The organism is Candidatus Borrelia fainii, from assembly GCF_027925085.1.
GTDB classification, from domain to species: domain Bacteria; phylum Spirochaetota; class Spirochaetia; order Borreliales; family Borreliaceae; genus Borrelia; species Borrelia turicatae.
This window is the reverse complement of record NZ_AP027071.1, coordinates 44,883-63,833: the sequence shown is the minus strand read 5'-3', so window position 1 is coordinate 63,833 and position 18,951 is coordinate 44,883. Positions and strand designations below refer to the sequence as shown.

Here is an 18,951-nt window from a genome sequence, read left to right as displayed (position 1 = left end):
TATTTTAAATTAGAAATGTCATATCTGTTAAGATAGAGTTAATGTAAATTTTATTGTTAATTTCTCTATTTTAAACCCGTCTTTTATGTTAAAATTATAATTAATATTAAAATTTATGGTTTTGGAAATTAAGCTTAATTAGGATTAATTTTTTAATTGTACTTTTCTCCTTTTTGTAGATATTGGTTATAACCAATATCTGTTTTGTGTATATCATGATTCGTATAACAATAATTCACTTAATAATGAATTTTTTTGTAGGAAGTTTTTAAGAATTTTTTTTATTTGATTTGATTCATATTCAATCTTGTATTTTTGTAAAAACTTGTTTACAATTTATCTAAATGACATTTAAAAATAGAGAAGTAAAATATAATATTTTATTCAAATCCAATTTAAGCACGGCTGATATTGCAAAAGTTTTAGATGTTAGTGAATCTACTGTTTTAAAAGTTAAACTTAATATTTTAGGTGAGATTGCAAGTGGTCTAGGCAATACTGAGACACCTTCTATGTCTTCTAGTGATGTTGATATGGATACTCTTGCTAGAGATACAACATGTGAAGCTTATAAACTTGAAGGAGAACGTGACAGTTTTTATAAATCGTTTTATAGCATTGCAAATTCTTACGTAAGTTCTCATTTTAAGTACAAACAACTTACTTTGAGATCCGCTTTTAAAAAATTAATTGATGTTAATGAAGAAATTTTAAATTTAGAGAGGGAAATAAGTAATAGTGATGATAAGAATTTATGTAAAAAACTTGAATTGGATTTAAGGCAAAAGATTTATAAGAGGGATCGTATATCTAGAGAGCTTATTTTAAATGATATGAGAGAGGATTATGAGTGTTTGGTTAAATTAAAAGAAATTTTTGATAAAGGTTTAAAGTTGGGGTGATTTTGGAGTTAAATAATTTATCAGTTTTTATTAAATTACAAAAGAAATTTAAACAAAAATTTAATATTAACATTGCCACATTTTCACAAAATAAAAAACAAGAAATTGATTTTAACTCGTTTGAAGAGAAGTACTTAACTCTTAAACAGAAAAGTATAGTGGAGGATATAAATAATAATTTTTGCTCTAAATTAATATTTAATGGTGGTATATCTAGTGGCAAAACATTTTTAGCATCGTATTTACTGGTTAAGTTTTTGATTCAAAATAAACATTATTATCATAAAGATACTAATAATTTTATTGTGGGAAGTTCAATTGGTGCATTGCTTGCTAATACGCTTAAACAGATAGAAAAAATATGTAATCTTTTAAATGTGAAGTATGATTTAAAGATTTCTCGAAATGTTTCATGCACCATTTCGGGTTTGACACTTAATGTTTACGGTGGAAAAAATAGTGATTCTTTCTTTAAGATTAGGGGTAGTAATTCTTCTTTGGTATATGTCAATGAGGCGACCTTAATGCATAAAGAGACTTTACTTGAGATAATGAAAAGGCTTAGACAAAAACCGGCCATCATTATTTTTGATACTAATCCTGATAATCCTGCGCATTATTTTAAAACCGATTATATTGATAGATGCGATGTATATAGGACATATAATTTTAGTATTTATGATAATCCTTTAAATTTGAAAGATTTTATTGAAACACAGGAAATGATTTATAAAAATTTATCTGCTTACAGGGCCCGAGTACTCTTGGGAGAATGGACTGCTAGCGCTGATGCGTGTTTTAATGAAGTTATTTTAAATGAAGATTATACATTTAAAAGTCCAATCATGTATATTGATCCCGCATTTTCTGTTGGTATGGACAATACTGCTATTTGTGTACTTGAGCAAATGGGCTTTAAGTATTATGCTTATGTTTATCAGGATAGGAAACCTATAAGTGATGGGTCGATTCTTAATGCAATTAGTGTTTTGGCAGAAAACTTTAATATTAATACGCTTTATATTGAAGATCGAGATAGTACTGATGGGCATGGATTTTTAACAAAAATTATGATATCTATTAGACAAAACATTAATCATTATTTTAAAATATCAGCAGTTAAACCTTTAAGTAATAAGTTTGTGCGAATATGTACTTTAATACCCTTATTTAACGCTCGAAGAATAGAGTTTTTAAAAATTACGGATAAAAATGTTATAAATGATATTTATAGCTATAGTGGTGCTTTTAAAGGCAGAGATGATGCTCTTGATGCTTTAAGTGCTTGTTATTTACTCTTAAGCCTTGAATATAAAGATAGACTTAAACATTTTACCAAGAGAAAATATATCTAATAATTATTGGATTTAAGTATAAATGAGTATGAAAAGTGTAAATTAAAAGCCACAGTTTCAAAACAGCAGCTTATGTAATTTTTAAAGTACACTTTAATGGAATAGTCATTCAAAGTGTACTTTTTTTTAAAATTATAGTTTAGTTTGTTTCACATATACATATTTTTCTTAAAATTAAGGTAGGATTTTCTAGATGTATTTCTTTTAAACTTTCAGGGTGCTATATGATAAATAATGGAATTGTAGGAAATAAATATTTAGCAAGTGTAATAGTTGTAATAACAAAACAAAGGACAGTCTTTAATTAATTTGTGAAGGTTTTATCATTATGGCTAAAATGATCCAAGGTAGTTTGAAGTACGTTATAATGTGTGTAGTTTAGTATATTGCATGCATTTATGTGCTATATATTGTAATAATAAATAATAATAACTATATTATTACTTGTTATTACAATATATGAGGTGTTAGAAGTTTAATGAGTAGAAAAATTATTATTTTATTAGCTTTTATGTTATTTTTTTGTGTCCAAGGTTATTTTACAAGCTTGAAAGCTGTCTTGCAAGATAGAAATTCAAATTTGCAAAATGATCAAGAGGAAAGGTCAAAGGTTTTTAAAGATAAGTTTGAATATATACCTTTAAAGAAGGTGGAGAGTGATGTTTTTAAAAATCTTAAAAATGAAAGGCCGAAAGTTATAATTGATGAGTTAAAACTTCCTGTTGTTTCATTTGATGTAGCAAAATTATCAAGTCCTTTTGACAACTTGGACATAGATTTTAGTTTTTTTAAAGTAAATTTTACTCACGATGTTCAAGATGGGCAAATAAAGTCTGGTAGTCAAAAAAATCAGGTTGTGGGAAAGATAAAAAATGCAAAATTAAAAAGTATAAGTCTTTTAGTTACAGATCCTGTTAAGAAAATTTTAGGTACGGACTATTTTCCTGATATTTTAAATGAAATGAAAAAAAGGGGATTTCAACCCAGACATTTGTTGATTATCCTTTTAGGATTTAGGACTAATATTGGAGAAGAGATTAATGTAGAGATGAATTTTGATCATTTAAGTATTTTGGAGCAGGCTCTAGAGCAAAAAAATAAGATGATTCATATTGGTGATAAAAATTTTTATGCATTAAAATTAAATTTTGTAACTAAGTCTGAAAACTATGATAAATTATTTTTGCCAGGTGAAGTTAAATATGATAGTTCTGATGATAAGGTGATATTTAGAAATGAAGGTGAGCAGGATTACACTCAAAATGATTCAACTGTAATACAGAAGGTTGAAGTTATTAAGATTTCTGCAGGTTATTTTAATGTGTTAAAGAATTTGATTACTGTAAATCAGTTAAAGGATTTCCTTGATGAGAATAAAGAAGCTATTTTAAGATTTGTAAAATGATAATTAGTTTTTTGATTCAATAGGATCTAATTGTAATTAGCATGTTTGTTAGTCATTGAAGTTTATACTTTTTTATTAAGGTATTTTTTTAAGAGACATTACTAATTTTAAGTTATATATTATAATACGTATTATAATATGTTAAATAAACGCGCTTTAAAAGCGCATTTATTTTAATCTATTTGAGATTTTTGTGCCAGTCTTGTTAATTTCAAAATTTGAAATAACTATAGACTAGTCCTTAAAGCCTTAAGAATTTTTATACCAAGGCATCTTGGAATTTCTTAAGAATATTTTCAAAACTACCATCTTTAGTAGCATCACCTTGTGCAAAGCCTATACTTATAAGTATTTTTTCCCATTCATTGTTGATCTCGGTTAGATTTGCACCTGGATTCTTTTTAGCCTCTTCGATTGCTCTTTTTGCAGCCAATGCTTTTAAGAATTTTTCTTCATTATCATTACCAATGGCTGTAAATGCAGCGCTTAACTTAGCTTCTTGATAAGGTTTATCTGTTGCTGCTGCACTCAAGAGACCAGTAATATCACTAAAGTTCTTAGCAAGAGCTGTTATTTTTGAGTGATCTTGAATAACTTGTATGTATTTATCACCTGTTCCTGTTCCTGTTCCAAGTCTTACTGGATTAGGACATGAATTTTGGCTACAGCTTGATAAAGTGATTAATGCTACTATAGCACATGAAATAATTTTTTTCATTAAACATTCTCCTTTTTATCGAATTGTATTCAACACGATAATGTAATTTATTTATAATCATGTTATCATTTTTGCTTAAAAAGCACAAGTGTATACCCTATTAATAGGGCCTATTTATTAATAAATAGGCTTGCTTAAATAATTAAAATGTCTTGTTTGTAGTTATAATAGGTAGTTTAGGAGTTTTGTTTTGCTTTTTAAGTTTATATTTACCTATATTTTAATTATATATATGAATTATATATTAAAATTATATATAAATTTAGAATTTATTCAATAGATATGGACGATATGGACTTATTATTTAAAATAATACTTGCTCTATTTAAATATTGATATATGTTTGTTATTAACAACAAATAAGACAATGCATATTTAAGGAGAATGTTGTGGCGTTAATTTTATTCTAGCTTTGTTATTATTACCTTTCTTTCACATTTTGTGAACCTAAAAAACCTTAAGTACTTAAAGAATAGGTAATAGTCTTAAGTTACAATATTGGCAATTTAAATGCATGTGTTTTATTTGTTATTTTTAATTTTTTTGTTTCAAGTTTTGATGGTAGTATGTGGTAGAGTATGTTATTTTTTAAGTATTTGCCAAATCCTTTTAAGGAGTCTTTTTTCTAAAGTATTGTTTTAAAGTGTTGTTTTTATTTGTAAAATGTTTAATATATATATATATGGTTTAATATATGGTTTAATATAAATATAAATATAAATATAAATATAAATATATATATATATATACGTAACTATATGCATATTTTGTTAATGTCTTAATGCTTAATCAACTTGATTTGTTTGGGTCATTAGCTTATGTTATTAGATATTTGAGGTGCAGCTTTGCTTAATTGCTAAGCTAGCGTTGTTATGATACAAGATCCTACACTATAGTCTATTAATCTATAGTGTAGAATTTTTTATATTTTTAATCTTAAATTCCTTATTAAAGCCCATTATAGCCTGAAATCAGGCTCAACAGTTTTAATTTGTGGATATTTGTTAAGTGTTTCTTGAATTAACTTAACAAAGTATGTGCTATCAAGTAGTATTTTATAGTCAGTAATAGTATTTTTTGTCTTATTATTGACTGTTATTGTGGCTTTTATATATTGAGATTGTGTTAAAGCCATTATTACTTCTCTATTTTTATATGCTATCCAGAAAGGATTTGCTTTATCATATCCAGCTTCTTTTGAGGGTTCGCTTTTGTATGGTTTAACAGTTACTATTAATTTTACTATTTGTGTTCTTGTATTGAAATCCAATTGAGGATTATCATCTAGATAAAAATTTGTAACTTCAAGATCATCACCATTATACTGGATTGTTTCAAATAGTATAACAGGCCTAATATACTTACTAAATTCTCCATCACTTTTAATAGGTGATATTGAATAGGAATACATAAGCTTGTTTTCAAGTGAGCTTATGGGTTTTTGATCTAGTCCTTTAATGCTTATGGCTTTGTTTTTTGTCCATGATATTACTGGGTACCGCATTCCTATATTTGTAGGTACTGTTGTAGGTGTAACTCCTTCTAGCATTTCATATGGTTCTTTGAATTTTTGTCTTAAAGACCTATTTATAAGAGAACCAGATTGATTATCTCCATTTTTATTCAATTGGCTTAAATAAAATTTACGTTTAGTGGTTCGTTGTTTAACTTGTTCTTGATTTTGTTTAAAACTTGTTGTCTTTTCATTATTGCATTGTAAGCAAAGTATCATTGCAGGCATTAATAGTAATATTTTTCTATACATAAAATATCTCTCCTTAATTTATCTCTAAGTTAGTTCATACCGTTTATTATTAAATATACTTAGAGTTTGGATGTTTGTTGTATTGTCGCATAGGTTTCCATTATCTCATAAGTTTGAAATTTTATCATCTTAATTATTAGTTTGATATTAAATTAAGTATGATTTGGTATTTGAGTGTTGATTTGTAAATAATTGTTATTTTATTGTTATTTTGTGCTAATTAGTACATAATCGGCATACAAATTTTGTAAAAAGTTGTAAAAATTTTAGTAATGCTTTATAATTTGACATTAAGAAATTATGTTGTTAAATATTGTTTTTATCTTAACATTTTTAATTTTTGGCTGTTCATCTTCATCTTCATCTTCATCTTCAGAAACGGTTGAGGTTTTGCATAATATTAGTGAAGGTACACTCCATACAAAGATGACTTTAAAAAATGGTTCAGGGTTTGTTTATATGGATTATCCTAATAGGATTAAAAAGGATAATAATAAATATTTTGTTTTGGATTTTAATATTAAAACTAATAGGCCCCTTAATCTTTTAAAGGTATCTTTTAATGGTATTGAACTTGATCTTAAAGAGGTATTGTTATCTTATGATAATCGATTGAAATTAGATGGAGAAGAGTATATTTTACCTTTTGATGATTCAATTGAACTAACGGGTTTTTGGATTTACTTAACTTCTGAGTTGATAGAACGTTTAGAACTTTTAAAATTTGCAAAAACTGAAGGCTTTAAACTTGATGTTGAGTGTATTGAGCGCAAAAGTGGTGTTAAGAATAATATTTCTTTTAACAGCAGTGTAAGTAGTTCTAAGAAGTTTTTTGATCTTGTTGATAAGTTTGAAGTCCTTTAAAGTTTTTGTTTAGCATTTTTTAGTAAAATGTGTTTGGAGGAGAATAGAATGGATAAGATTAAGTCACTTTTATTTAAAATATATATTTTCTTGTTTATATGTTTTTGTATATTTTTCATATTCTTTGTTATCATGTACTTAAACGGTTTATTTTCAAATAGAGTGTTTTCAACAGGAGAACGTTATTTTTCAAATCCACATACTAGTATGATAAGAGAGAATACTTATTTTAAAGAGTTTGGTTTTCATGGCATTAAGAGTATGTTTTTTAAAGAGTTGTATGTTAGTAAGGACTCTTTTGATTTTAAGTCTTTGCAAGATGCAGAAAGAGAAAAGATAGTTTCTTCTTATCCATCTTTTACTCTACGTCTTAAGGTAGTTGATAAGGGACGCTTAATGAAATTTAAAAATGTAGTCTTTGATGGAGTTAATGCCATATATAATGATAATATAACTAAACCAGAGTTTAATTTATCAAATGAGCCATATTTTAGTATTATTGGTAATAATGATGTAGATCAAAAATATTTGGGTGAATATCCAGTAAAGGTGGTTAATGATTTAACTATTGCGTTTAATGAGTCCCTATTTAAGGTTTTACGTGAGCAAGCAAAATTAAAAATTACTTTAATCTCTCATGATAATGTTGAGTATAGTATTGAGACTGGTAACTTTTTATCTGATAGTAGATTTGATATTATACATTAATTAATAATTACATTAATAAAATTTAATTTCCATTTTATTTAATTTTTGGTGCATGCACCTTATTTTTTTAATAGAAATTTTAAATTTTTGCTGTATATTATTTTTCTAAATATTTATTAAGGAGATAAGGATAAGAGAAAATTATGAAAAAAATTCATGTTATTGTTTTATTTTTAGCTGTATTAATATTTGGTTGTAACCCTGATGGAAGTTTATTTGTAGATCCTTTGTTAAAGTCAAAGGGTTCCCAAAATGGGATGAGTATTCTTCAAAAAATGGGGAAATCACTTGATGATAAAATTATTGCTATTAAGGAAGAACAAGTTTTTGGTGTTCAAGTATCAGAAGGTGAAGTTGCTGGAGATAAAGAGGTTCTAAAAGGTGAAGAAGAGAGTTTAGAAGAAAATTCTAAAGACAAAGAAGGACCAAAAAAAGAAGGTACCAAAGAAGAAAGAGGTTTAGATGATAGTCAAAGTTCAAATGGTGTTAATTCTGTAATTGTTGGAGCTACTGGATCTAAAGGTATTAGTTCTGAAACTGGAACTGGAACTGAAACTGTAGCTTCTAGCCAAGGAGTATCAAAGGCTTTAGAGACCTTAGTGGTTGCTCAAGAAGCATCATCACCAACTGTTAGTGTAACTACAAAAGTATCACCACAAACTGTTAGTGTAACTACAGAAGAGGTAAAAAGTCCTATTAAGCCTGATGTTCAAGTGTCAGCTAATGGTGGTAAAAAAGCAGTGACAAAGCAAGATCCTAATAATAAAAATTCTAATAACCAAGGAAAATCAAGTCTTGGATGGTGGAATTGGTTTTTTAGCGCAAAATGGGACTACGAGTGGTAAAGAAATAAAATGAATCCCAATTTGGTGTGAAATTGGAATTGAAATTATGATGAAAATAGATATGATGTTTTATGTGCTGATGATATTGAAGAATTGATTGATGTATGTTAATTGATATGCCCTAAAGTTTATATACTTTAGGGTGTTTTTTTTATTTAAGTTATTATTTAAATTGGTTTAAATTCCCCCACTTCCTTTTAGTTGGAATACTTTTTAAGTAAAAATTTGAAAATTTACTTGAAATTTAATTTTATTGCTATATATTATCTTAATATTTTGAATAGTTTATAAGGAGGGTAGATATGAGAAATTTTAGTATTATTGTTTTGTTGTTAACTACCTTAACATTGAGTTGCAAGCCATATAATTATGGATCTGTTCAAAGAACAAAAAGTTTTGTTGACTCTCCTCTCCTAAGACCGGATCGTGTTGGCCAAGAGGTCGCGGTTGGCGGTAGAGAAATAGAAAAAGCTGTTAGTCGAAATTTAGGAGTTGCTGATGTGCAAAGAAAAGACACAGCTGATGTTAAAAATGGAGATGTTGTTGCCCGGAAAGCTAGGGATGTGCTTCAAAAAGCAGGAAATGCTATTCAAAGAGATGTAGATGGTAGTGTTGAGGGACTAAAAAATGATGTTATTCAAAATTTAAAAGGTGCTGGTGTTCAAGTAGCCGTAGATGGTGCTAAGAATGGAGGTGCTGGTGTTCAAGTAGCCGTAGGTAGTGCTGAGAATGGAGATGATCGTGGTCAAGTAGCCGTAGGTAGTGCTGAGAATGGAGATGATGGTGGTCAAGAAGCAGGAAAGGTTTCCCAAAACTTAGGAGATACTGGTACTCATTTAAATTTTGATTTAGGTGTTGAAAACAAGGGAGATATATCTAGTAGCGGTATGTCTACTAACTATGTAACAGGACATGTAACAGAAAATAGAGATTCAATAGATTCAATTACTAGTACTAGTTCAAAGTTAGATACTGCTTTACAAATAGCAGGAGCGTCTACAAGCTTATCTGGTTATGAGGGAGAAGTTACTACTAACACTCAAGATAGAACTTTTGTTGAGACTGGAACACAGGAATCTAAAACACAACGTTATGATTTTTCTAGTCAGGATATGAAAGATAAAATTTTGGGAAGTGTTGTTAGTGGCAGTAAAGACAGCGAGTCAATGATGAGTTTGAGTTCCAATGCTTCAAGTGAAGCTAAAGATAAAACAGTGGTCTTGAGTTATGATGTTATAAGTAAAGGCAATGACGTAGCAGTAGATTTAAGTTCTAATGAGACTCAAATGATTGATCGTTTAGAAAAATATCTTCAAAGTGCCATTAAGATTAATGGTATATCAGATTCTGAGCAAAGTAAATTAGAATCTGGACGTAAAAAATTCTTTAATTGGTTAAAAACAAGTGATACTGATGCTTCTAAGAGAAAAGCATTAGTACAGGATCTACAAAAGGTGTTTGCTCTAATAAAAGAAAAAAGTTCAAATTCAGTAGAGCTTCAAAATTGGATAGAAATTATTGTATATGATATTGAGGATAAAAGTACTATTGTTGATATTGGTAATGATGATGAATTAAATAGTGATCAAGAGATAGACTTTTTAATAAAAAATACTCTTAGCTCTAGGAATTATAGTGGATTTGCTGTAAGTTTATTGTTCCAATCATTGGCAGATACTCTTTATGATAGTGAAAATAATCATGAAAAATCTGAAGAGCAGATATTTAATGATCTAAGGAAAGTATTTTCTGATAGTTCTACTAAAAGTGGGGGGGTTTTAGAGTTTAAATCTAAAATTGAGGCTATAAATTAATGTAATGATTTTAAGAATTTACTCTAAGTTTATAAAAGCCTTAGGGTAAGTTCTTAATTTAGTTTCGTTTGATTTATGCAGGGTAGTAAATCTTTTTTAAGATTATTATATGCAAATTAACGTGTACATACATTTATATTATTTTGATATTTAAAAATTATTTACAATTTTTTTTAGAAATTGATAAGGAGGAAGAGTATGAAAATTGCTAAAATTTTTGTTGTGCTCTTAAGTATTTTGGTATTTAGCTGTGATTTAGCTAACTTACTTGGGAAGGATAAACTTGATGATCATCAGGTCGAGAAAATGGGAAATTTTCTTAAAAATGGCTTGAAGGCTGTTATTGAGGGTGAAGATTATTTGGTAGATTCTCTTGAAGAAGGGGAATATGAGTATGAATATTTTTATGTTGATGAGAAAGGTAACATTGTTTATGTAGATTATGATGGTGTTGATTATCGTCCAAAAGTTGATGTTGTAGAGGGTGGAGATGAAATTAATGTATCTGCTGGTGGAGTAGTTACTGCTGGTGATGACCAGAAAGCTGTCACTTCTCAAGCAACAGAAGTTAAAAAAGATGAAACCCAAGAAGCTGTCACTTCTCACGCAACAGAAGTTAAAAAAGATGAAGCTCAAGAAGCTGTTGCCGTTAAAGTAACAGGCTCTAATAAATGTGTAGACCCAAAAGTGAAATGCTTGAGAAAAAATAGAGCTAAAACTCTCAGTCTAACTCACCAAAAACCAAAAGAGTTTATATCTCCTCTTTTAGGAACAAGAGTTATTCATTCTTATGGTTCCCGTGGTATTAACTGTAAATCAAGAGAGATTAATTCAGCAGGTGGTGTAAGCGTATATATTAGTGATGATGAGAAAAGTAAATTTGAAAGTTTAGAGAAGTATGTTGGAGATGCTATTAAGGTTAATGGTAGATCAAAATCTGATCAAGAAAAGTTTAAGAATATCTACCAAACTTTCTTTAAGTGGTTAAAAAAAGATGATCTCCCTTCTTCTTTTAAAAGATTAGCATTGGGACGAGATATGAAAAAGGTGTTTGATTTTATAAAATCAAATGCTAGCGGTTCAAAAGAGATTCAGAATTTGATTATTGAAGGCAAAGATAAAGAAATTTTAAGATCAGCTGGAATTTATTCTACTAGTGACATTAAAAGTGATGCTGAAGTAGAAGCTTTAATGAAACTTTCTGTTAGTGATAAAGTTTATAGTGGAAATTATTTAAGTCTATTTTTCCAAAGATTAGCAGATAGTTTTGAAGATTGTTATGATTGCAGTGATAATTCCTTTGATTATGTATTTAGACAGATGAAATCTGTGCTTGATGGTACTTCTTATAAAAGTGATGATTTTTCCACATTGAAGACAAAGATTAAGGAATAAAATTTAAATACCAATTTATGCTTTACCTTACCCTAGGGCTTTTAAGCTTTAGGGTAAATTTATTTTACAATTATTTAATTGGTTTAATTTATGTCAAGTAAATTTTGAAGTTTAAAGCATGTGTTTTCAAGTTTAGGTTAGTTATTTTGTTTGAAGTTTTTTATTGTAAGGGGTGATTAATATCTGTTTTAAGTATAGGTTTGAACATATATTTAATATGTTAATATTGATCGATTAAAATTTAATTTTGGAGAATATTTAGCTTATGATAGTAATAAGACTCTTTTTTAAATTATTATTTGCAGTTAGTTTTTTTGTATTTAATACTTGTAATAAAGAATCTTAAAAGTCTACAGTATCTTATTTAAACAATCATAGTGGTACATGAGGATTTGCATTGGATCTAACTAATAGTCATGGTAGTTTACTTGTAATTATTTATAATTATTTATAATTCTTATTTAGGTGATTCTATACGAATATATCTTAAATTTAAAAGTGATCGTAAGATTAGATTAAAGTCGTTTAAATTAAATGAAGGTGATATTTGTTTTTACGACATTTATGCTGGGGATGAGTCAACAAATGGTGATTCTAATTTGAGTAGTTTGTGGAGTAATGGTTTTAAATTACTCTAGTTTCTATTTATTGCGATGAGTTTGTTGTAGAAACTGATAATTTTATTAAAAATATGATTTTTAAATTTAATTATTAATAGTTTAATTATTAATAGTTGTTGTATAGTTATATTTAGTTTACAATATTAAATATTATTGATATAATTAATTTATGATATTTAAGAAATGTAAGAATGATTTTGAAAATATATTATTTAATAAATATACAATCGATCCATTGAAGCTTTATAGGTATTCTTTATTTTTTAGGAATTACATAGAAAATTCAGCAGAAGATGCATTAAAACCTGGGATTAGATTAAATTTTTTAAATTCCTCCACAGTTGATTTGAATGATTTACAACCTTTAAGCTTAGAACTTAGCGAGGCACTTCTTGAGGCAATGATAAGTTATAGGTTTAATGGAGCAGGATATATTTTAATTAAACCTAAGGTTTTAGATGAAGATTTAAGCAAGAGTGTGAAAGATGAATTGCCAGTTGGATTTAAATATTTAGACTATAATCGGATAATAAATGATCACAGTAGTAATTATTTAGAATATCTGCAAGATGATGGTACATCTATTATTTTGCACAAGAGTAGGGTTATAATCCATGAAAATTTTGATTATATACTAGGAGAGCATATTCCAGTTTATACCCAAAGCTTACTTTTAAGTATTTGTCTCTTAGAGCAGATATATTCAGAGATTGAAAAGCGCATTGGGCAATATAATTTTTTGTTTTATAAAGATGAGCAGCTAGTTGAGCTTATGGAGTCATTGCAAGATGCTAAGAATCAGATTAGTTTTAACACTAAGGGTAAGGGATTATTTTCTACGTTTTTTAAAAGTAATGATGGTGTAAATAAAGGTTTAGGCAGGGTTGGGTCTGAGATTGACCTTGTGTTTGAGAGGCTAAAGGGTGGTTTAAGTAATGAGGGAATTTTTTATAGTGCTGATGAGGGTGCAAGTTTACAGGTCATAAAGTACGATCTTGCATTTTTAAAGGATGCGTTTGAACTTGTAAAAGCAAAGATAGGTGCTGATAGTAAAGAACCTCTTACTAGAAGTTTTAATGAACAGGTTAAGGGTTTGGGAAGTGATGGAAAGGGAGATAGGGCTAATTATATTGATTTTTTACATACCGTGCAAGAAGCAGCAGTGATTTCAGTTAATCTTAAGTTAAGTAAGTATTACAGACTTAGCATGCGTTTTAATGATCTAGTCATATTAAGTGATGAGCAAAAATTAGAGCAAGATATGAGGTTACTGAATGTGTATTCTAAATATCTAGAGATTATAAAGTCGAATTCTTTAAGTGATGATGAGGTTGCGATATTAAGGAATAAATTACATTTTGATTTTAGATTTTAAATTTTATTTTAGGAGGTTTAATAATGGAAAATGCTGGTATTAATGTTTCAGATAAACTTAAAGGAGATATTTCTATTAGTGAGAGTTTAAATAATACTGGTCATAATAGTATTAATGATACTGATAATACTACCCATAATAATATGAGTGGTGCTAAAGTTAATAATCTTAATAAGATTGATAGTGTTAATAATAATGAATTATTAGCTAGAGCTGTTTTAATTACTAGACTTGCTGATGATAATTTAAGTTTTAGTTATAATACACAAGAGCTTTTAGGTGCTGGAAATTCATTAGATAAAGTTTTAGATATTCAAGTATGCGAGCTTATAAGGAAGTATGTTGATGAGAAGCAAATAATGGCAGTTGCAGGTAATCTTGATATCTTTAATTTAAGTGATGAGGTTAAGGATATACTATTAAGGCTTGCAAATGCAAATATTGATTCGTCTAAGAACAGTAATAATTCATATAGTTTAATGACCTTTAGTAAGGGTAATTTAAAGGAGGTATTAAATTTACGAAATCCAAATAGTACAATAAAGGATTATAAAGATTTAAGACAAGCAATGTTGAATGAGTGGATGCAAATTAAGCAAGAGTTTTATAATTTTAAATCTTAAGTTTTAAAATTAAGTTATTTTGATAATTATTTAAAATTTATTTAAATTTAAAAAATTTAAGGAGAGTATTTATGCCAGACAAGAGTGAACCTGAGGCAGCTATTCCTATTGTTGATAAGGGTAAGATTGAGAACAAAATAGCATCCTTTAGGAAAAAAAGACAAACATCAATTTTGGAACAACTTAAAAACTATAGTACATATCCAGCTGTTTTTGATAGAACCAGTCAGTTTAGAGCATCTGATTTTTATTTTACTCATAGGGGAGGACTACAATATTCTGTAGCAGATAAGTTAGAAAATTATCAGGCTATTAATTTTTGTTATAAACGAGGAGTTAAACTAGTTATTGAGAATGGTATAGCACCTCGAGTAGCATATGGTGGTCTTAGAGATCTTTATGGAATTTGTATAGATTACGATGAGTCTACAAAAACGGCAACAGTAATATCAACAGCGAGCAGTTTTGAGTGTATTTTACTCTCAGATTCTAGTATTAAAGCTGGAGATAAATTAGCTTTTAATGATCTTGGATTGCTTGAAAAGATTGTTGACTCTACTCCCGTGCAAGCAATAGCTTTAAGTGATGCTTATGAATTTAAAGATAATCCTGGCTTTCATGGCACAAAGATTATGTTTATAAGTAGGCCTGCTGCATAGATTTTGAGTGGTTAGTAATTAATTGGTTAGTAATTAAATTAAAGTTGAGTTAAAAAAAATTAGTTAAAAATTCAAGGAGAAACTAAACATTGAATGAAAGTCTATTTAATAATGAAGAATTTATAAATACTATTAGGGATTCTCTATCCCTTGATAAACCAATTCCTGAATATTATCATTTTTTTGATAATGAACAAATAGAGAGTGGTGATATATCGCTTGCAAGTGAAAAGGTTATAAAGTGGAATTCAAATATAGTAGATCAACCAACGCTTAGAGTAAATGATTTTAGTACTGTAGCTACTATCAAGTTTAAGAAACAAGTGGTTCTTGTTAACTATTTACCATTTCAGTATGCCTTTACATATTATGCACCTGATGGGAAATTAGATGTGCAGGCAATTAATAACATTAATATGAGAGACGGACTTAAGTATTCATTATCTAAGATACATAAGCTTTTAAGTGCACATTACTTAATAGGTGGTTTGTGCTTTTCAAGTGATAAGAAGAATCGTCGCACCCTTCTTGTTGATGATGCTAATAGGGAAACCATGTATGGGTTACTTAATATTCCAGGTCAAATAGATAAATCTGTTACAGTGACACAAGCTTTAGATCTAATAAAGGCTTGCAATGCTCAATTGGGTAAGATCAATTTGGAAGATGAGAGAAAAGTTCCTTTTAAAGTATTAACGACACCTAAAGTTAAAGCTCTCTTACTTGAAAGACTACGTAATAATAATTATTCATACAAGGATATGTTATTTGATTCTTTAAGTTCAATAAATAATGATGCTGATATTGAGCTTGAGACTACGAATTTATTAGATGATGAGATGTTAATTTATCCAAGAAGTTCTAAGCTTTTGGTATTAAAAGATGGACATCCTCCGGTTTTAAATGCATATACACAGATGTCAAGTAGTAATTTTAGGACTAGTTTTCTAGATTTTTCTATTGGAAGCATCATTGCAAGTCAAGAATCAATACTTAGACTTAAGATAAATTGGCCCTGATTATGGATAATGGGGATTTGGGTAAGATTTATGCCAAGGTACTAGATTTACTGATGCTTAAGTGTGAGGATCTTAAGTTTAGTGAATTTAATGTATATGTGGATTTGCTTGAGGATATTTTGCTTAGCAAAGGTTTAGGACTTGGGGATTTAAATATGAGTAAGATATTTTTGCTTATATATTATTTTCTTGGGTGTGAACTTAAAAAGAGAGGCAAACTTTTGCATTTTGATTGTAATAAAGTTAAATCCGAGCGACTGGGTGAAATATCGGTGGAATATTCAGGTTATGTTTTGCATAATGAATCTTTAAATAAGGATTTTTGCGTTGCTTTTAGTAATCTTGTAGAAGATATTAAGACTTGCAAGAGAACATTAATAGGCGTTGTATGATGAGTGGTCTTGGTCTAGCTATAACTAGTAGCATTATAAGATATTCAAGACCTATGTTTTTATTTAAGAGGAATTTAATTAAGAATAGAGCTAATGCTTCTTATGAGAAAAAGATTGAAAGAGAGAACCCTGTTAATTTTTATGGTGTGTTTTTATTTAAGGATGGGGACATGGTTGAGCTTTTTGGTTCAAATATCTTTATAAAAGAAATATGTGCTAAGGTCTATACCTTAGATACTATTGATTTTAACCTGGAGGATCAGGTACTAGTAGATAAAGATTTAATGGAGATTGTAAGTGTGAATAAGTATTATGTATATTTAAAAACCGGTTATACCGTTTTAATTCTTAAGAAACTTTAATTATCTCTTTAAGGAGAATATTTGTGTTACTTAATCTATATGAATCACAAACTTTTTTAATAAAAATACTAATTACGTTTAAGGATTACTTAAAGCATCATTCTTTCAAGATAGAGGTTATCAATTCTTATAATCGTTTGTATTTAACTGACTTAATAGATGATTATTCTTACCTGTTAATTATAAATCCTAAAGGTTTTGATTGCTTAGATCCTCGAGCTTTAAGAAGTGGCAATTTTTATTCTAATGTTAATGAATTTGGACTAAAGTTTACTCTTTGTTTTATGGGGTTTGTAGGGGATGTTGGTGATCTTAAAATCTATGTTAATTTGCATAAAATTTATGAATGTTTCTTGGATTTTTTGCATGAGAATTCTTGCAAATTTGAATTTGTAAAATCATTAGAGGATGAATATGATTTGTCTTTAAATTATTATCTGAAATCTACAGGTGATTTGTTAAATGGGGGTGTTAGTAATGTTACTTATAATAGCGGAAGGGCAATTCTAGGGTTAACTCAGTCTTACAGAGCAGACATACAAGTTATTGAGATTAAAAGTTAAAACAAGGATTAATAGAAAAGATTAATAAAGATTAAAATAAAAAAATTAAATTTAAAAATAGGAGATTATATGCCACAAGATACAATTAGCGTCAATTTGATTGAAGATACAGTTAGATTGCATAGTATTGGTTATTATAATCCTTTGCTTGTTTACAAGAGCAAGGTTTTAAATGAGGGACATTTTGTTTTAAGTGTTTCAAGCTTTAAAGATACTTTAAAATCCATTGAGATTAAAGAGGAGCTTAAGGCTTTACCAGAGCAAGTTAATTTGGCTACTCTTCAGCGTGAGTTTTTGTCAAAAAGTTTTAGTGATTTTTTTAATGCAGAAGGGCTTAAGTCTTGTAATTTTTGTCTTTATCAAGATAAAGATACGATAGTTGAATTTTTAAAGAAAAATATATATCCATTTGTAGTCTTTGTAGAAGTGGTAAGAGATTTTTTAAAAACGGATTTTGATGATATTAGTGAGCTTACTAAATTTGTGGTATTCTCAACTAATAGTGAGCATTTGCCTGGGTTTATAGAGGTTCTACCTGTAAGCCAGAGGGATAGAGTCATCTTGATTTATGATAGTGGTGAAGATAATTTGCATCTTAAGTTCATGGCTAAATATTTGCATGAGGCTAGTATTTTTCATGCAACTAATCCTTATGGAATTACATTAAAAGCCAAGCCAATTTATGATGCGACTTTAATTAGTAATTTAAGACAAAGTAATATTAATTTTTATTCTCTTCTTAATGAGACTGGTAGAGATGGGGTTTTGGCTTTCAAAGAAGGGGTAGACTGTTCAGGTAGACCAATTGATGAGTCATTTACGTATTATCTTTTAAAAAATGAATCAACACGTGAGCTTATTCGTATTTGGAACCGTAATAATAGGCAAAATAGTAAGCTTAGTCAGTTAAAATTTGCTGATGGGAGATCCAATGCTTATACTGCAGGTCTTGAATGTTTATTTAAAGAGTTTAAAGAACGTGGACTTATTGTATCTTTTGGTGATATTAAATTTGGACTTAAGGCAGATAATGCTTTAGGCTTAAGTTTATCCATTCGTATTAAGTATAATGATAGTTTTAAGAGTGTGGTTTTAAACATAAGTAGTGATGATATTAATGATTATTTAAGAAAGGAGGCTTTCTAATGAAAGATTATTATTCATTGGATTTAGTATTTTTTAGTTTTGCAGGTATGCTCATAGATAGGGGAAAGTTACAATATTCAACCTCTCCTAATGTTATGGCTACTGCCAGCACTGAAGAGAAGAATGTTCCTATTCCAAGTTTTAGGGATCCTAGAACTATTATTCATATGTTTAGTTTAGAGGTTACCAAGGGTTCATTTGATTATAGAATTTTAACTAAACTTAGTAATGAGCAGTTTTACTATTCGACTTCCAAAAAGGATAAGCTTAAGTCATTAGTCTTTAATGACCAGATGGGGCTTAAGATTATTTCTAATAGTGCATTTTTTTCTGAAGTGCCTAGTAGGACTTATGCAAATAATAATGATACTGTAAATTTTATGATTCACGCAATTAATTGCGAAATTGAGAGGGGATAATT

General features: G+C 28.5%; 19 protein-coding genes. 17 read left to right on the top strand and 2 right to left on the bottom strand.

Annotated elements, in window-relative coordinates; genetic code table 11:
- Positions 1–344: 344 nt before the first annotated feature.
- The 3 genes from QMG63_RS04775 (at position 345) to QMG63_RS04765 (ending at position 3,662) form a co-directional block, all read left to right on the top strand.
- On the top strand, positions 345–902 hold the full coding sequence (locus QMG63_RS04775) for a hypothetical protein (protein WP_281862241.1): 558 nt from the start codon (positions 345–347) through the stop codon (positions 900–902).
- 2 nt (positions 903–904) lie between these two features.
- Positions 905–2,257 carry a PBSX family phage terminase large subunit gene (locus QMG63_RS04770; RefSeq protein ID WP_281862240.1) on the top strand — a complete coding sequence of 451 codons (1,353 nt, stop codon included), beginning with the start codon at positions 905–907 and terminating at the stop codon, positions 2,255–2,257.
- 478 nt (positions 2,258–2,735) lie between these two features.
- The gene (locus QMG63_RS04765; protein ID WP_281862237.1) at positions 2,736–3,662 is read left to right on the top strand and encodes a hypothetical protein; all 927 of its coding nucleotides are present in this window, start codon (positions 2,736–2,738) and stop codon (positions 3,660–3,662) included.
- A gap of 259 nt (positions 3,663–3,921) precedes the next feature.
- Here the strand turns inward: QMG63_RS04765 and QMG63_RS04760 are convergent, their stop codons facing one another.
- Together QMG63_RS04760 and QMG63_RS04755 are read right to left on the bottom strand one after the other, a co-directional pair.
- On the bottom strand, positions 3,922–4,380 hold the full coding sequence (locus QMG63_RS04760) for a hypothetical protein (RefSeq protein ID WP_281862236.1): 459 nt from the start codon (positions 4,378–4,380) through the stop codon (positions 3,922–3,924).
- 958 nt (positions 4,381–5,338) lie between these two features.
- The gene (locus tag QMG63_RS04755; RefSeq protein WP_281862234.1) at positions 5,339–6,145 is read right to left on the bottom strand and encodes a BB0158 famile outer surface lipoprotein; all 807 of its coding nucleotides are present in this window, start codon (positions 6,143–6,145) and stop codon (positions 5,339–5,341) included.
- Between the two features lie 300 nt (positions 6,146–6,445).
- Here QMG63_RS04755 and QMG63_RS04750 point away from each other — a divergent pair, with 300 nt between their 5' ends.
- The 14 genes from QMG63_RS04750 to QMG63_RS04685 all read left to right on the top strand — a co-directional run bounded on the left by QMG63_RS04750 (position 6,446) and on the right by QMG63_RS04685 (position 18,949).
- Positions 6,446–7,009, top strand: coding sequence for a hypothetical protein (locus tag QMG63_RS04750; protein ID WP_281862232.1), 564 nt, complete (start codon positions 6,446–6,448; stop codon positions 7,007–7,009).
- A gap of 48 nt (positions 7,010–7,057) precedes the next feature.
- A complete protein-coding gene (locus tag QMG63_RS04745) occupies positions 7,058–7,717 on the top strand; it encodes a hypothetical protein (RefSeq protein ID WP_281862231.1) in 660 nt (219 codons plus the stop codon).
- Positions 7,718–7,860: 143 nt separating this feature from the next.
- Positions 7,861–8,562 carry a hypothetical protein gene (locus QMG63_RS04740; RefSeq protein ID WP_281862229.1) on the top strand — a complete coding sequence of 234 codons (702 nt, stop codon included), beginning with the start codon at positions 7,861–7,863 and terminating at the stop codon, positions 8,560–8,562.
- A 302-nt stretch (positions 8,563–8,864) separates the two neighbouring features.
- Complete coding sequence (locus QMG63_RS04735) at positions 8,865–10,376, top strand: hypothetical protein (RefSeq protein WP_281862227.1); 1,512 nt, start codon at positions 8,865–8,867, stop codon at positions 10,374–10,376.
- A 198-nt stretch (positions 10,377–10,574) separates the two neighbouring features.
- Positions 10,575–11,771 carry a hypothetical protein gene (locus tag QMG63_RS04730; protein WP_281862226.1) on the top strand — a complete coding sequence of 399 codons (1,197 nt, stop codon included), beginning with the start codon at positions 10,575–10,577 and terminating at the stop codon, positions 11,769–11,771.
- Positions 11,772–12,560: 789 nt separating this feature from the next.
- Positions 12,561–13,766 carry an anti-CBASS protein Acb1 family protein gene (locus tag QMG63_RS04725; protein WP_281862224.1) on the top strand — a complete coding sequence of 402 codons (1,206 nt, stop codon included), beginning with the start codon at positions 12,561–12,563 and terminating at the stop codon, positions 13,764–13,766.
- Between the two features lie 23 nt (positions 13,767–13,789).
- Complete coding sequence (locus QMG63_RS04720) at positions 13,790–14,389, top strand: DUF1357 family protein (protein ID WP_281862222.1); 600 nt, start codon at positions 13,790–13,792, stop codon at positions 14,387–14,389.
- Positions 14,390–14,460: 71 nt separating this feature from the next.
- Positions 14,461–15,048, top strand: coding sequence for a DUF228 domain-containing protein (locus QMG63_RS04715; protein WP_281862220.1), 588 nt, complete (start codon positions 14,461–14,463; stop codon positions 15,046–15,048).
- 89 nt (positions 15,049–15,137) lie between these two features.
- Entirely contained in the window at positions 15,138–16,067 is a 930-nt protein-coding gene (locus QMG63_RS04710) for a hypothetical protein (RefSeq protein ID WP_281862219.1), read from the top strand.
- Between the two features lie 2 nt (positions 16,068–16,069).
- Positions 16,070–16,459 (top strand): DUF3890 domain-containing protein, encoded by a 390-nt coding sequence (locus QMG63_RS04705; protein ID WP_281862217.1) that lies wholly within the window; start codon positions 16,070–16,072, stop codon positions 16,457–16,459.
- Positions 16,429–16,821: a hypothetical protein gene (locus QMG63_RS04700; protein ID WP_281862215.1), complete on the top strand. Its 393-nt coding sequence runs from the start codon at positions 16,429–16,431 to the stop codon at positions 16,819–16,821. Before QMG63_RS04705 ends, QMG63_RS04700 begins: the two co-directional genes overlap by 31 nt.
- A 23-nt stretch (positions 16,822–16,844) precedes the next feature.
- A complete protein-coding gene (locus QMG63_RS04695; protein WP_281862214.1) occupies positions 16,845–17,384 on the top strand; it encodes a DUF764 family protein in 540 nt (179 codons plus the stop codon).
- A 69-nt stretch (positions 17,385–17,453) separates the two neighbouring features.
- Positions 17,454–18,530, top strand: coding sequence for a DUF787 family protein (locus tag QMG63_RS04690; RefSeq protein ID WP_281862212.1), 1,077 nt, complete (start codon positions 17,454–17,456; stop codon positions 18,528–18,530).
- The gene (locus QMG63_RS04685; protein ID WP_281862210.1) at positions 18,530–18,949 is read left to right on the top strand and encodes a DUF1463 family protein; all 420 of its coding nucleotides are present in this window, start codon (positions 18,530–18,532) and stop codon (positions 18,947–18,949) included. Before QMG63_RS04690 ends, QMG63_RS04685 begins: the two co-directional genes overlap by 1 nt.
- The last annotated feature ends 2 nt before the right edge of the window (positions 18,950–18,951 follow it).